Genomic DNA, 13390 nt, shown 5'->3' on the forward strand with positions numbered 1-13390 from the left:
CCAGCGAACGGGAGAGATGAAGATGAGCGAGCAGACGATGATGGCGGCCGTGGTCAGCGAGTTCGGCGGCCCGGAGCGGGTCGAACTGGCCGAGGTCCCGGTGCCCCGCCCCGCGGCCGGCCAGCTCCGCGTCAAGGTCGCCGCCGCCGGGCTCAACCCGGTGGACGGCGCGGTCGTCGCAGGGGTCTTCGGCGGCGCCGGGCAGCGGCTCGGTCTCGGCTGGGACGTGTCCGGGGAGATCGACGAGGTCGGCGCCGGGGTGACCGGCTGGAGCACCGGCGACCGGGTCGTGGGCCTGCACTACGGGCAGGTGAAGCCGCTGGGCACGCACGCGCAGTACGTGGTGCTCGACGCCACCGCCGTCGCGTCCGCCCCGACCGCCGTGGACGCGGTGACCGCGGCCGGGCTTCCGCTCGCCGGTCTAACCGCCGCCCGCGCCGTGGACCTGCTCGGGCTCGCCCCCGGCTCCTCGGTGCTGATCACCGGAGCCGCCGGCGTCGTCGGCGGCCTGGCCGTCCAGCTCGCCGCGCGGGCCGGCCTGGTGGTGACGGCCCTGGCGGGCGCCGGGGACGAGGAGTTCGTACGGTCGCTGGGCGCGACCGGGTTCGTCCCGCGCGGCGAGGTTCCGGCCGGGCCCGTGGACGGGGTCCTGGACGCGGCGGTGCTGGGCGGGGCCGCGCTGGACTCCGTGCGTGACGGCGGGGTCTACGTGGGCCTGATCCCGAACCACGCCCCGGTCGCGGAGCGCGGCGTCCGGGTCGTGGAGCAGGAGGTCGCGGCGGACGGGGCGCACCTGGCCCGGCTGGTGGCCCTGGTCGACGCGGGCGCGCTGACCCTCCGGGTCGCGGACACCTTCCCGCTCGGCGAGGCCGCCAAGGCCCACGCCCACCTCGGGACGTCCGGGGTCCGCGGCCGCATCATCCTGACGGTGTGAGGCCGTCCTGCGCAGGCCCCACCCGGTAGCGCCAGTCGCAGCTCGGGTGGGGCACGCCGGGCGGGTACTCGAAGTCGACGTCGCCCAGGTAGGTGAAACCGGCCCGCCGGCACACGGCGTTGGACGCCGGGTGGTCGGTGCCGGGGAAGGCGTGGACGCTGTCGCGGGAGCCGTGGGTGCGGACGTACGCCAGGAGCTCCGTGAGCGCTGCCACGGCCAGCCCGTGGCCCTGGAACTCGGGCAGGACGCCCCAGCCGGCCTCGTAGACCGGCTCGCCCCGCCACTCCCGTTCCCAGAAGCCGACGGATCCGACGCTCTCGGTGCGTCCGCCGCCGTCGGGGCCCTGTGCGGCCGGGGTCCACGCGATGCGGAACATCCGGCCGGCGGCCGGCTCCCGCGCGCTCAGGGCCTCGTAGCGGCGCTGGCGGTCGGCGAGCTTCGCGGCCGGCTCGGGGCCGCCCAGGAACTGGGTCATGGCCGGCTCGTTCTTGCGCTCCAGCAGCCAGAAGTCCCCGGCGGACCAGGGTTCCAGCCGTACGTGAGTCTCCATCGGGCCACCCTACGGACGCGGGTGCGGCCGCTCCACGGGGCTGGGCCGCCAGGGCGCGGCGCGGGTCGCGAACGCGTCGATTTTCAGGCCGTGTTCGGGGTCCATGCGGACCGTGGGCATCCGGGCGGGGCGGCTCCGGCGCCGCTCCGCCGCCCCGTCCCGGTGTCCGCCGGGCTGACCTGCGCCGACCCCTTTTCCGGTGGGGGTGGCGGTGCGCCGGAATGGTGGATTCGCGCATCGGGAATTGGTCAGTGAATGATCAATTCCAATCGCCAACAGCCCGTCTGGTAAAGGGAATTGGCCTTTTGTATCCGGTGGGCGTGGCCTAGCCTGAGCTCAGCCGACCGGGGGCAAGGGGCTTCGGCTGTCCCGCCCTCTCACAGCATCAGTCACCACCCGACAAGGGGGAGTCACGAGTGCTCAGTAAGAGGATTTCGGCCGGATTCATCGCGATGGCGGCCGTGGCCGGCGTCATCGCCGCGGCACCGTCCGCAGCGGCCGTGGACCGCACGTGTTACGACGGCAACTTCTGCATCTACAAGGACAGCAACTACAGCACCAACAACTCGATGTACCGGACGAAGTACGAGTCCGCCCGCTGGGACATCGACATGCCGGCCATCTACGAGGCCGACAGCTCCTGGTGGAACCGCCGCAGCCAGTCGTCCAAGACCTACGGCGGTCGTTGGATGTCGTGGGGCGTGGAGATCTGCCTCATTCCCGGCGGTTCCGTGAACTACTACTGGGACGCCAACGACGACGGCGCGAGCAACACCCTGAACGACGGCAACGGCTGCTGATCACCGCCTGAAGGCCGGGCCGCCACGCGCGTCGCGGAGGCGGCCCGGCCGCACCTTCACGAGGACACGGACATTGAAGAAGCGCACCCGAGGCATGAGGGCGATCGCGGTGACGGTGCTGCTCGGCGCCGCCGCCTCTGCCTGCTCTGAGGAAGCCCCGCAGGACCTGGAGACGGCCCGCAGGGCGCAGACGGCCCTCGACAGTGCCAATGCGGCGTTGGACCAGGAGCGTGACGCGGAGTTCAAACTGATCCGCAAGTGCATGAACGACAAGGGCTTCAAGGTCTTCCCGGCGGGCGGCACCGGCACCAACAGCGGCAAGAAGCGGAGCGAGGACCTCTCCCCGTCGGTCGAGACCGCGCGCACCGTGGGCTACGGCGCGGACCCGCGCAGGTCGGACAACCAGAAGGCCCAGGAGGGCCCGGACGACTTCGACGCGCTGCCCGAGGACGTCAAGCGGGCCCACAGCATGGCCATGGACGGGTACGTCGACAAGCCCGAGGGCGGTGTGGAGTTCGACTTCGGCGGCGGCAAGGTCATGGTGCCGTCGAAAGGCTGCCGCGGTGAAACGCTCAAGGCCGTGTACGGGGACGTGAAGGAATACCTCCGGCTCAACTGGACGGTCTACAACAGCGTCAAGCAGAACAGTGCGCGCATCCTCGCCGATGACGACGGATATCAGAAGTCGCTCTCCGCGTGGGCGTCCTGCATGAAGTCCGGCGGCTATCCGGAAATCGCGACGCCGGAGAAGGCCAGGGAATCGGCGCTCTCGCAATACGCGAACATTCCCGGCGGTGACACCGCCGCGCTCGACAATGCCCAGCGCGCCGAGATCAAGCAGGCCACGACCGATGCCGAGTGCGCGACGAAGGTCGAGCTCAACACGAAGGCGCGGGAGGCCAAGAGCAAGGCCTCGGCCGCTTCGCTGGTGAAGCACGAAGCGGAGATCACGGCGTGGCTGGAACTCATCACGAAGGCCAAGGGCAAGGCCCAGGACCTCCTGCGAGAGACGCCCTAATACTGTCATGAGCCTCGAACACCTCGATGAGACACAGGCGGCCCCGCCGTCCGGCGGGCGGGTGACGAGTGCGCGGCAGAGGTCCCGGCGGGGTCTGGTCGTCGCCGCCGTCGCCGTCGTGCTTTTCGGTAGTTCCGGTTCCGTCTGGTGGATCGCCTCCCAGGCCAGGACCCCGGAGCAGCGTGCCTCGAACGCCGCCGCGCCCCCGCCCTCCCAGATCACGGGGAAGGTCTCCGACCAGCAGCTCGTCGAGAAGATGGAACTGACCGGGAAGGTCGAGACGGCCTCCCGCACCACCATCACCGGCGTCCAGCCCCAGGGCACCAGCCGCGCGGTCGTCACGGCCCTTCCCGCGGCCGCGGGCAAGAGCCTCAAGGCCGGGGCGGTCGTCGCGGAGGTGTCGGGCCGCCCGGTCCTGCTGCTCCCGGGGCGCTTCCCCGCGTACCGGGACCTGAAGGCGGGCGACAAGGGGCCGGACGTGCAGCAACTACAGCGCGCGCTACAGCCGTTGTACGGGACGGCGGTGAACGGCACGTACGGCCCGGCCACCGTCGAGGCGGTCCGCAAGCTGTACGTGGCGGCCGGGTACGAGGCGCCCGCGGGGCAGGGGCAGAGCACCACCGGGGGTGGCGCCTCCTCCTCCGGTACAGCCCGCGGAGGCGAGGCGCCCGCGGGAGGCGGCACGGCTCCCCGGGGCGGCGCGGAGACCGACGGCGGCACCGGGGCGGCCCCCGGCGCGAACGGCACGAGCGGCACGAGCGGCAAGGGTGGCGCGAGCGCGCCGCCCGCCCGCGGTCCGGACACGCCGCCCGCGTCCGCCGCCGGTCCGGCCAAGCCCGGCGAGCTGCTGCCGGCCGCGGAGGTCGCGTACGTCAGCGCCCTGCCGGCCACGGTGGTGCAGGTCGCCGCAGCGGTCGGCGACGCGGCCGACAAGCCGCTGGTCGTGCTCGGCAGCGGCGGCCGCCAGGTGCGGGCGGCCCTCAGCGCGGACCAGCGCACGCAGCTGCGCGATCTGCCGGCCGACGCGGTCATCCGCTTCGGCACCGGCCCGTACGAGGGCCGGGAGGGCACCCTGGGCTCCCTCAACAGCCCCTCGGACGGCAAGGGCGGCGACCAGCAGGGCAAGAGCGGGGGCCAGGACGGCGCGGCCACGGCGGGAACGGCGGGCGCGGGAGCGGGGACCGGCAGCGGCGGCGGCGCGGGCAGCGCGGGCGGCCAGCACGAGGCGCTGTTCGTGCCCACCGGTGCGGAGGCCAAGGAGGGCTCGACCCAGCAGATCAGCGTCGAACTGCGGCGCAGCCCCAAGGGCGCGCTGACCGTTCCGGTGTCGGCCGTCTGGACCGACCTCGGCGGCTCGTCGACGGTCACCGTCACCGAGGGCGGCAAGGAGCGGAACGTCCCGGTCGAGGTGCTGTTCACCCATGAGGGCCTCAGCGCGGTCCGCGCGCTCGACGAGAACCTCGCCGTCGGCCAGACGCTCGTACTCGTCCGCCGCGGAAGCCCGGCGGGCGGGTCGGACAGCGGCTCGGACAGCGGCTCGGGCAGCGGTTCGGGCAGCGGTTCCGGCGGTACCGATGGCTGAGGGCGCTCCGATCACCGAGGACGCGCCGCCCCCCGTCATCGAGATGACCGGCATCGCGAAGACCTATCCGGGACCGCCGCCCGTGCACGCGCTGGCCGACGTCTCGCTCGACATCCGGCCCGGCCGGCTCGCGGCCATCGTCGGCCCCTCGGGCTCCGGGAAGTCCACGCTGCTGAGCGTGCTCGGACTGCTCGACGTCCCGACCCGCGGCCGGTACCTGCTGCAGGGCAACGACACCACCGCCCTGTCCGAACGGGCCCGCACCGCCCTGCGGGCCCAGACGCTCGGCTTCGTCTTCCAGGCGTTCCACCTGGTCCCGCACCTGACCTGCGTGCAGAACGTGGCCCTGCCGTTGGTGCACCTGGGCGTGCCGCGCGCCGAGCGGCGGCCGCAGGCCGTGCGGGCGCTGGAGTCCGTGGGCCTCGGGCACCGGCTCGACGTCAAGCCCACCACCCTCTCCGGGGGAGAACGGCAGCGGGTCGCGGTCGCGCGGGCCATCGTCCACCGGCCCGCGGTCGTCCTGTGCGACGAGCCGACCGGCAACCTGGACACCGCCAACTCGGCCCGCGTCATGGACCTGCTGACCGGACTGGTCGCGCAGGACCGGGCCGTGGTCGTGGTCACGCACGAACCCGACGTCGCGGCCAGGGCCGACCGCGTGTTCAAGGTGGTGGACGGCCGTGTTGCGTAGACGTGCGACGGGCCGGCCGCCCGGTCGACCCCGTACGTCGGCGGCGGACCTGCTCGTCCAGGCGTTCCTCGCGCTGTTCGGCCGCCGGTTCCGCACGCTGCTCACCATGGTGGGCATCTCCGTGGGGCTGGCCGCCGCCCTCGCCACGCTCGGCATCACGGCCAGCGCGGCCGGCGCCGTTTCCGACCAGTTCGACGCCCTCAAGGCGACGCGGGTGACGGTCAAGTACCCGGCGGAGGCCGTTGCCGGGGTCCGGCCGCGGCCCGACGGCGCCGACACCCAGCGGGTGCGCGACCTCAACGGCGTCCGCAGCGCCGGTCTGGTCAGCAGGGCCGGCGAGCAGCCGGCGCTCTCGCGGCTGTCCGGCGGCAAGGAGAACGACCTGCCCGAGGGCACGGTCATGGCCGCGCAGCCCGAAGCGCTGCTCGCCATGTCGGCCGAGCTCACGCAGGGCCGCTGGTTCGACACGGGGCACGACGCCCGGCGCGAACGGGTGGCGCTGATCGATACGGCCGCCGCTTCCCGGCTGACCGTGGACGGCGGGGCGGGCGGCTCCGTGATCCACGTCAACGGGGTCGCCTTCAGCGTGCTCGGCGTCTTCCGGGCTCCCACCGGCGATACGAACCTCACCGGTTCGGTGGTCATTCCGTACTGGGCCGCGCTGCAGGATCCGGCGGGGCTGGGCTTCGCCCCCGCGGAAATGATCATTCGTACGGATCTGGGCGCCGCCGACCAGGTCGGTGACGAGGCCCCGTTCGCCCTGGCGCCGGGCGCCCCGGACAAGCTGGTCGCGCTGGTGCCGCCGGACCCCCGGTCGCTGCGCCGGGGGGTCGAGTCGCAGACCCGGGCCCTGTTCCTGGGCCTGGCCGCCGTCTCCCTCGGCGTGGGTGCGCTCGGTGTCAGCAACACCGCCTACGTGTCCGTGCTGGAGCGGCGTTCCGAGATCGGCCTGCGCCGGGCGCTCGGCGCATCGCGGCGGGCGGTCGCCGGACAGTTCTGCATCGAGAGCGGACTGGTCGGGTTGGCCGGCGGCGTGGTGGGCACGGTGCTGGGCATCCAGATCACCGCCGTGACCTGCCTGGCCAAGGACTGGCTGGTGGTCCTCGACCCCGCCCTCACCACCGCGGGCCCGCTGGTCGGCCTGGTGGTGGGCTTGGCAGCGGGCCTCTATCCGGCCCTGGCGGCCGCCCGCATCCTGCCAGCCGAAACCCTGCGCGCGGGTGTCTGAGGGATGCCCGCGCTGGATGCCCCGAGGGTCAGGGCCAGACGAGGCAGTACGGCTGGTGGCCGGCTTCGTGGAGGCGGTGGCTGAAGTCCTGCCACTCGTGGAGCAAATGACGGGCCCGTGGCCCTGACCTGGGGTTTCCCGGTGAAATGTGCGCTGACCAGCGAAAACGCTCCTCGGTCGTTCTCACTGCTCCGCGCCTCTTCCCGCGTTCATTTGCCCCGGATGTGCCCTCGTGCGGAGGGGGCGGGGCAGCAGACCGGTGCTGCCTCTGGCACGATCTGGCCTGCGCCCATTCGCCGGTGCTCAGGAGAGTGTCGGCTCTGCGGGTGAGGCGCAAGCTGCCGGGGGCTTGGCCGTAGGTGAAGGTGCCGGGCTCTGGGTGCCGGCTGTGGTCATCGAGGTTGCCCACCGTTCGCCGCTCCTGCTGGCATGTTGTGGCACGGCCTTCCGTCATCCACGCCATTCGAACAGAACGAGCGACGCGTCGTCCGAGGTGGTTTCGCCGCGTGCCCGCTTGAGGGTGTGGGACAGGTCCCGGGCCACCGCGCGGATCCCGTGGTCGGCCTGCTCCAGCTGGTTCACCCAGTCGATCAGCTGCCTCTCGCCGAACTGCTCCTGCCCGCTTTCGTGTTCTTCGATCAGGCCGTCGGTGAAGCAGAGGACGCGGTCGCCAGGCTCCAGCGCCACCGTGCTGACCTGCGGCTGGGCCCCTCCGAAGCCGACGGGGAGGGTCGTGGGGCTGTCCAGACGGCGTACGACGCGATGCGCGCGGATCAGCATCGGCGCGGGATGCCCCGCGTTGACCCACTGGAGGCGCCCCGTGTCCGTGTCCAGGCGCATCATCTGGGCGGTCACGAAGTGGTCCGGGTCGAACTGCTCCGCGACGGCCCGGTCCATGAAGAGGTAGATCTCGGACAGTTCGATGCTGATCCGGCGGGCGTGGCGGTACGCGCCGATGGCCACCGTGGCCATCGTGGCCGCGTCCAGGCCGTGCCCCATGGCGTCGACCATGGCGAGGTGCAGGACGTCGCCGTTCAGGGCGTAGTCGAAGCTGTCCCCGGCCACGGCGTAGGCGGGCTCCAGAACTCCGGCGACCGCGACGTGCGGCATCACCATCGACAGCGGGGGCAACAGGGACCACTGGATCTCCGCAGCCACGCTCATCGGTTCACCGCGGCGGGTCCGGAAGAAGAGGTCTGTGTAGCCGTTCTTGGTCTGCAGCAGGTCGGCCGCCAGGCCCGCGATCCTGCACAGGAGGCGGCGGCTGTCGTCGTCGACCCCGTCCAGGGTGACCGCGAGCACCCCCACCTGGTCACCGCCGTCCAGCAGTGGCAGGTGGACCCGTACGCCATCGGACGTCAGGACTTCGACGGGGCGTGACTCCAGGAAGCACCGGCCGGCTTCGGACCGGTCGATGGGCAGCGGATCACCGGCGGCCACGCCGTCGGCGGGCAGGGGGACCAGCTGTTGCTGTCCGTAGTCCTGAAGCAGGATCTGCGGGTCACGTCCCCCCATGCGGGCCATCGTCTCCGCAACCAGCGGGCCGACCAGATGGGGCGGCAGCTCGTGCGCCCCGTCCAGGAGCACCCCGAGCAGTTCCTCCCCGAAGCTCTCCGAGCGGTCCGGGTCCGCGCGGCCTCCGACGGTCATCCTGTTGCCTCCAACCCGGCGGCGGGCGGCGTCCGGCTGCACGGGCGGCGTGGCTTCCAGGATGCTCCCGGGCGACCGGGCACGCCACACGGCTTCGATGCTCCGCCCTCAAGGGCACTGCCGGGGCGCGCGCGGTCACTGCCGCGCGCCCCGGCTCGCATCGGCTGATGATGGGAGTACGGCCGAACACGCGGAGCTGACCATGACGGGGTGGCGTGTCAGGGACTACACCCAGGACGATCTCGAATCGGTGCTCCGAGTCGACGCCGAGAGCGGCACGACCGAAGAGCCACCGCTCTTTCCGCTCTCGGACGCCGTGGCGGCCCTCCAGGCCCTCCACCCGGCGGTGGTGGCCACGGCGGACGACGTGGTGGTCGGTGCCGCGGTGAGCAGGGTGGACGGTGACCGGGCGTGGATCCTGCGCATCAGCATGGCGCCCGCCTGGCGGCACCAGGGGCTGGGCAGTGACCTGATCACGGCCTTGGAGCACCGGCTGTTCGCCGGTGGCGTCCGAACGGTCCACGCGGTCCTGCCCGACGGCGAGACCGGTGCCGCCGCCCTGTACAACTGCGGCTTCGGCGCCCGTCAGGGCCTGGTCTTCTTCGAGAAGCGCGGGCGAGTGACCCCTCAGGCGGTCAGCATGCTCGCGTCGCTGGGGGCGGAGCTGCCGCCCGGGGGACTGTGGCAGAAGGTCGCGGGCATGCACCGAGAGAAAGAGCTCATCGAGCGGCGCCTGGTCCTGCCACTGGCCCATCCCGAAATGGCCGCCCAGCACGGCGTGGAGCTGCCGCGGGCCGTGATGCTGTTCGGGCCGCCCGGAACCGGCAAGAGCACGTTCGCGCACGCCATCGCCAGCCGCCTGCAATGGCCCTTCCTCGAACTGTTCCCCGCCCGGCTGGCCGCCGAGTACGGGCTGGCGAGCGGGCTGAACCGGCGCTTCGACGAGATCGCCGGGCTCGACCACGTCCTGGTCTTCATCGACGAGGTCGAGGAGATCGCCGGGACCCGCAGCGGCGCGGACGCGACCGCGGTCGGCGTCGTCAACGAACTGCTCAAGGCGATCGTCCGGTTCCGGGGCCAGGACGGGCGGCTGCTCGTCTGCGCCACGAACGACGTGACCACGCTCGACTCCGCCTTCCTGCGGCACGGCCGTTTCGACTACGTCTTGCCGATCGGCCCCCCGGACCACCGCGCGCGGACCGCGCTGTGGGCGAGCTACCTGGACCGGGCGGGCGCGAAGGCCGACAGCGCGGCGCTGGCGGACGCCAGCGAGGGGTTCACCCCCGCCGACATCGCCCATGTGGCGCGCACCGTCTCTCAGGTCCAGTTCGAGCACACCTTCGACACCGGGACCCGGGCCCGCCCCACCACCGAGGACTACCTGCGCACGATCGGCGAGACCAGACCCACGGTCAGCGCGGCCATGGCCCAGGAGTTCGCCCAGCAGACCGAGAAGTTCGCCCGCATCTAGGTGTGCTGTCCGGATCAGGCCGGGCCCGTGGCCGTCTCCTCCTCCTCTGCCTCCATGTGCCGGATTCCCTCGTGGGTGAGGGTGACCATCGCCGGGGTGTTGCCGGGGTCCCAGTCGACGGTGATCAGTCCTTCGCCCGCCAGGTAGGTGCAGGCGGCGGCCAGGTCCTGTTCCGGTACGTGGAGGTCGCGCCGCAGCTGTGCTCCGGTGATGCCGAGGAGGCGGTTGCCCTCGACGGCTTCGTACAGGACCCGGAGCACCTGGTCGCGGTAGGTCTTGCGTTCGCGCAGTGTGGCCATGACCGCGTCCTTTCGTGTGTGGGGTGGAGCGGGCTCCGGGGCCGGTCGGGGCTTCTCAGATCTCGTCGGAGTGTGCGCCGGTACCGGCCGGGGTCCTGCTGGCGGCCAGCCACGAGCGGGCGGGGCCGGCGGGTGTTGCCGTGTCCACGGTGAGGTGGAGGCGGGTGTTGCCGTCGAGGGCGGGGTAGCTGCGCTGTTCCGCGCCTGCGAAACAGCGGCGGAGCGCCTCCGCGACCGCTCGGGCGGCTTCGGGAGTGTGCGCGATGATCCGGACCTCGGCGTGCCCGAGCGAGGGCAGGGTCTGGGTCTCGATGTACTTCACGTAGGCCTGTTCCCTTTCGGAGTGGGTGAGAGGCCGGCGGAGCGGGGCGCCGAGGCGTCCCGCCCGCTGCCCCCGGTCGGAGGAAGGTCTGTTCCTCACCGGTCGGCACCCGTGTGGTGGGCTCGACGACCGGTGTCGTCCGGCAGGCCGGGAGGCCTCGGCAGGGGGTCACTGAAGCGGTGGGCCTCGATCCGCGCGTCGTGCTGGGCGTTCAGCAGGTGGATCCAGCGCATTCCGATGCCGATCATGAGGATGATCACTGCGATGAGGACGATGGTCTCCACGGAGCTCACCTCCAGCCGTTTCCGGACAGCGGCAGGGCGCTTCGTCCCATCGGCTCCCCGAAGGGGGACATGCAGGCCCCGCCTTCGCCCTCCCAGGTGGCTTCCCGGCGGCGGGCGTCGCGGATGCCGCGCCCGATGACGGTTTCGTTGGCCATCAGGACGTCTGCGGCCAGGATGCTGCCCGGGATCGCGGCGGCGGCCATCAGCCGGGCCGCGGCCGCGGGCTCGGTCTCGGGCGGGATCACCAGGAGGTCCCAGCGGCCGACGGTGTAGGAGAGCAGGATCAGCTTGTCGGGGTCCTGTTCGGTGAACCAGCCCACGTGCAGCACGTGCCCGGCCACGGCAACCGTGCGCGGGACGACCGGCCAGCGGCTGGGATTCACGCTGACGCGCGTGATGCGCCCCCAGGTCTCGTCCAGAGCGGCGGCGAGAGCGGGGAGCTCGGCTTCGAGGTCACGTGAGTACGGCCACCAGGCACCGTCCAGCTGACCTGCGAGGGTGGTCTTCGGGGTGAGGGACAGGCGGGCCGGGCGCAGGACAACAGCGGGCTGCGCAGCGCGGTCGAGGGTCGTGGTCATGTCGCGGACCCGTCCCCGGACCGTTCGCTAACGGTCCGGTGCAGTGATCGCCGGAAACGACGTCCGCGTGGGAGCGGGTGTGCGAAATACTCCCGGTCCCTTCACCGTACTCCGGTGAGCGATCCAGGAAGCCGCTTCTGACCAGGTATTTTCCGGCGCAGACGGCGAGAGCGGCGCAGTCGGTTTCCCCTCGCCGCACCGTGCGGGTGGGCGGAGTACCGTGAAACGACGGAGACGTTCCCCAGCTCAACAGCCCTTTCGACGCCGTTGCCGGCCGTCGAACGGGTGCCGCCGCAAGCGAGACAGGCGGAATCACCATGGCCGCATCCGACACCCCCGCTCCTTTGAAGCTCCTCCCGGACGCGATCCACCAAGCGGTCAAGCCGGGCGCCGCCCTGCTCCGGCTGGAAACCACACAGTCCCGCCAAGGGCTCCTGGACGGCGCCTGGTGGCCGCGCTCCAGGGACGTCACGATCGAGCTGCCCGCACTGATCACGGCGCTGACCGCGCACCTCGGGCCCATCACGCGGGTTGGCCTGGACACCTCCGCCTGGCAGGACGTCCCGACCCGTCTGGTCATCGACGGCCGGGTCGTGCACCTCGACGCCGACCCCGTCGGCGACGACACGGTCCTCGTCACTCGCGGCCACAACGACCACTTCGCCCTGCTGGTGGTCCCCCCGGACACCACCGCCGACGCCGCCCGCGAAGCGATGGCCCGCGCCGTCCGCGCCGACAACATCACGCAGGCCACTCAGATCCTCATCGCCACCACACCCGAACCTGAGGACGGCGCCGCCGAGGCGGCGGGCTGACCCGGAGTCCCGAGTGGCCGAGTGGTGCGCCGGTCAGAGCCCCTCGTCGTGCAGGTCCTCTTCGCGCAGCAGGTCGTCCTCGCGGCGGCGCGAGGTCTCCTTCGGGCCGGACTTCTGTCCCTTCTCGCGGGAGGACTTGCCGGGCCGGGGCTGCGCGGGGTCGCCGGGGCGATGGTGTTCCTGCGCCTCGCGCCCCTTGCCCGGCTCCTGACGCTTGTCCTGCCTACCGTCCATGACGGCCACTCCTCTTGATGCGTGGGGTACGGATTCCCCCTCCGTTCACGCTGACACGCGCCGCGACGGTCCGCATCACGTCGACCGCGAAGCGAGGCACGCGGATGACGCCCCGCTCCAGTGTGGCGGCGTCGGAAGGCGGGCCACCCCTTTAAGGGCCGAGGCTTGACGGGTTCGCGACGAGTATCCGGCCCAGCAAGGTGCCGGAGGAATCGCAAGGTCACACCGAAAGTTCCGCCTGCTGCCAGGTCCGCTTAAGGACGTCTTGGTGGTCGCCGCTGTGGCCGTGCTGCTGGGTGCATACCAATCGATCGATGAACGTCGCGTCGGTCTCGGGCTGACCATCGACCCTGCCTCCAGTCAGAGGATCGCGGCCGGGGCGGCGCTCGAGACATTGGGACCCGGCCAGGCCGGTAAGGGCTGCGCGGAGCGCACTGGGCCCGTCGTCGGTGGGCTGACTGACGATCTTTTTCATCTGCTCGGGGATGATCTCTCGGAGCGCCTTCAGTGCAGCCTGCGGGTCGCGGGATTGCTGACAGATGGCGGTCAGATCCTCAACCATCTTCTCGATGACCAACTCGCCGATCGGTGTGATCTCGCCGTCTTGGGTGACGAGGGCGTCCGGAGGGAGCGCATCGAGGTCGATGCCGGTGCTGGTCATCCGGTGATCGTTCTTCAGGTTCACGCTCCGAAAATAGGGCCACGGCAGGGTCGGGTAAGGCTTGCGTCACCCGTTCGGCCAGGAGCGCGTAAGGGCGCTGGAGTCGTGCGGGGTGCCCGGCGTTCTTTTTGGGTGCAACGAGGCCGCCCAACTATCGGGAGAGTCGATCACTCAGCCGGTGGGATCCCAAGGCCACCCGCGATGAGCGTTGCGAACCTGCGTGAGTCGGTCCGCGTCGATCTCGCCGGAATCAACGACCTCTGCAGGCCAACA

General features: G+C 71.8%; 16 protein-coding genes. 8 read left to right on the top strand and 8 right to left on the bottom strand.

Annotated features, from left to right (window positions below; translation table 11 throughout):
- Positions 1 to 37 precede the first annotated feature (37 nt).
- Positions 38 to 934 (top strand): NADP-dependent oxidoreductase, encoded by an 897-nt coding sequence (locus OG594_RS25565; protein ID WP_266606578.1) that lies wholly within the window; start codon positions 38 to 40, stop codon positions 932 to 934.
- Here the strand turns inward: OG594_RS25565 and OG594_RS25570 are convergent.
- Entirely contained in the window at positions 918 to 1484 is a 567-nt protein-coding gene (locus tag OG594_RS25570) for a GNAT family N-acetyltransferase (protein WP_266603573.1), read from the bottom strand. The two genes, OG594_RS25565 and OG594_RS25570, sit on opposite strands and share 17 nt — an antisense overlap.
- A gap of 416 nt (positions 1485 to 1900) precedes the next feature.
- Here OG594_RS25570 and OG594_RS25575 point away from each other — a divergent pair, with 416 nt between their 5' ends.
- The 5 genes from OG594_RS25575 (at position 1901) to OG594_RS25595 (ending at position 6803) form a co-directional block, all read left to right on the top strand.
- A complete protein-coding gene (locus OG594_RS25575; RefSeq protein WP_266603575.1) occupies positions 1901 to 2284 on the top strand; it encodes a peptidase inhibitor family I36 protein in 384 nt (127 codons plus the stop codon).
- A gap of 94 nt (positions 2285 to 2378) precedes the next feature.
- A complete protein-coding gene (locus OG594_RS25580; protein WP_266603578.1) occupies positions 2379 to 3302 on the top strand; it encodes a hypothetical protein in 924 nt (307 codons plus the stop codon).
- 7 nt (positions 3303 to 3309) lie between these two features.
- Positions 3310 to 4884 carry a peptidoglycan-binding protein gene (locus OG594_RS25585; RefSeq protein ID WP_266603580.1) on the top strand — a complete coding sequence of 525 codons (1575 nt, stop codon included), beginning with the start codon at positions 3310 to 3312 and terminating at the stop codon, positions 4882 to 4884.
- Positions 4877 to 5575 (top strand): ABC transporter ATP-binding protein, encoded by a 699-nt coding sequence (locus tag OG594_RS25590; RefSeq protein WP_266603582.1) that lies wholly within the window; start codon positions 4877 to 4879, stop codon positions 5573 to 5575. Before OG594_RS25585 ends, OG594_RS25590 begins: the two co-directional genes overlap by 8 nt.
- Positions 5565 to 6803 (top strand): ABC transporter permease, encoded by a 1239-nt coding sequence (locus OG594_RS25595; protein ID WP_266603584.1) that lies wholly within the window; start codon positions 5565 to 5567, stop codon positions 6801 to 6803. Before OG594_RS25590 ends, OG594_RS25595 begins: the two co-directional genes overlap by 11 nt.
- A gap of 450 nt (positions 6804 to 7253) precedes the next feature.
- Here the strand turns inward: OG594_RS25595 and OG594_RS25600 are convergent, their stop codons facing one another.
- Entirely contained in the window at positions 7254 to 8453 is a 1200-nt protein-coding gene (locus OG594_RS25600; protein WP_266603586.1) for a PP2C family protein-serine/threonine phosphatase, read from the bottom strand.
- A 202-nt stretch (positions 8454 to 8655) separates the two neighbouring features.
- Here OG594_RS25600 and OG594_RS25605 point away from each other — a divergent pair, with 202 nt between their 5' ends.
- A complete protein-coding gene (locus OG594_RS25605; RefSeq protein ID WP_266603588.1) occupies positions 8656 to 9924 on the top strand; it encodes an ATP-binding protein in 1269 nt (422 codons plus the stop codon).
- Between the two features lie 14 nt (positions 9925 to 9938).
- Here OG594_RS25605 and OG594_RS25610 read toward each other — a convergent pair whose 3' ends face one another.
- The 4 genes from OG594_RS25610 to OG594_RS25625 all read right to left on the bottom strand — a co-directional run bounded on the left by OG594_RS25610 (position 9939) and on the right by OG594_RS25625 (position 11407).
- Entirely contained in the window at positions 9939 to 10223 is a 285-nt protein-coding gene (locus OG594_RS25610) for a hypothetical protein (RefSeq protein ID WP_266603590.1), read from the bottom strand.
- Positions 10224 to 10278: 55 nt separating this feature from the next.
- Positions 10279 to 10545 (bottom strand): hypothetical protein, encoded by a 267-nt coding sequence (locus OG594_RS25615; protein WP_266603592.1) that lies wholly within the window; start codon positions 10543 to 10545, stop codon positions 10279 to 10281.
- 95 nt (positions 10546 to 10640) lie between these two features.
- Positions 10641 to 10829 carry a hypothetical protein gene (locus OG594_RS25620; protein WP_266603594.1) on the bottom strand — a complete coding sequence of 63 codons (189 nt, stop codon included), beginning with the start codon at positions 10827 to 10829 and terminating at the stop codon, positions 10641 to 10643.
- Positions 10830 to 10834: 5 nt separating this feature from the next.
- A complete protein-coding gene (locus OG594_RS25625; RefSeq protein WP_266603596.1) occupies positions 10835 to 11407 on the bottom strand; it encodes a DUF5994 family protein in 573 nt (190 codons plus the stop codon).
- A gap of 317 nt (positions 11408 to 11724) precedes the next feature.
- Between OG594_RS25625 and OG594_RS25630 the strand changes: the two genes are divergently transcribed.
- Positions 11725 to 12222 carry a DUF5994 family protein gene (locus tag OG594_RS25630; RefSeq protein WP_266603598.1) on the top strand — a complete coding sequence of 166 codons (498 nt, stop codon included), beginning with the start codon at positions 11725 to 11727 and terminating at the stop codon, positions 12220 to 12222.
- 33 nt (positions 12223 to 12255) lie between these two features.
- On the opposite strand, the gene OG594_RS25635 is transcribed toward OG594_RS25630, so the two are convergent.
- A complete protein-coding gene (locus tag OG594_RS25635; RefSeq protein WP_266603600.1) occupies positions 12256 to 12456 on the bottom strand; it encodes a hypothetical protein in 201 nt (66 codons plus the stop codon).
- Between the two features lie 220 nt (positions 12457 to 12676).
- A complete protein-coding gene (locus tag OG594_RS25640; RefSeq protein ID WP_266603602.1) occupies positions 12677 to 13141 on the bottom strand; it encodes a hypothetical protein in 465 nt (154 codons plus the stop codon).
- Positions 13142 to 13390 lie beyond the last annotated feature (249 nt).

Source organism: Streptomyces sp. NBC_01214, assembly GCF_026340975.1.
In the GTDB taxonomy this organism is placed as follows: Bacteria; Actinomycetota; Actinomycetes; order Streptomycetales; family Streptomycetaceae; genus Streptomyces.

Excerpts from the sequence above, each read along its gene's own strand:
- OG594_RS25565 (WP_266606578.1), top strand. The coding sequence starts at position 38 with ATGATGGCGGCCGTGGTCAGCGAGTTCGGCGGCCCGGAGCGGGTCGAA.
- OG594_RS25570 (WP_266603573.1), bottom strand. The coding sequence starts at position 1,484 with ATGGAGACTCACGTACGGCTGGAACCCTGGTCCGCCGGGGACTTCTGG.
- OG594_RS25580 (WP_266603578.1), top strand. The coding sequence starts at position 2,379 with ATGAGGGCGATCGCGGTGACGGTGCTGCTCGGCGCCGCCGCCTCTGCC.
- OG594_RS25585 (WP_266603580.1), top strand. The coding sequence starts at position 3,310 with ATGAGCCTCGAACACCTCGATGAGACACAGGCGGCCCCGCCGTCCGGC.
- OG594_RS25590 (WP_266603582.1), top strand. The coding sequence starts at position 4,877 with ATGGCTGAGGGCGCTCCGATCACCGAGGACGCGCCGCCCCCCGTCATC.
- OG594_RS25600 (WP_266603586.1), bottom strand. The coding sequence starts at position 8,453 with ATGACCGTCGGAGGCCGCGCGGACCCGGACCGCTCGGAGAGCTTCGGG.
- OG594_RS25605 (WP_266603588.1), top strand. The coding sequence starts at position 8,656 with ATGACGGGGTGGCGTGTCAGGGACTACACCCAGGACGATCTCGAATCG.
- OG594_RS25610 (WP_266603590.1), bottom strand. The coding sequence starts at position 10,223 with ATGGCCACACTGCGCGAACGCAAGACCTACCGCGACCAGGTGCTCCGG.
- OG594_RS25625 (WP_266603596.1), bottom strand. The coding sequence starts at position 11,407 with ATGACCACGACCCTCGACCGCGCTGCGCAGCCCGCTGTTGTCCTGCGC.
- OG594_RS25630 (WP_266603598.1), top strand. The coding sequence starts at position 11,725 with ATGGCCGCATCCGACACCCCCGCTCCTTTGAAGCTCCTCCCGGACGCG.
- OG594_RS25635 (WP_266603600.1), bottom strand. The coding sequence starts at position 12,456 with ATGGACGGTAGGCAGGACAAGCGTCAGGAGCCGGGCAAGGGGCGCGAG.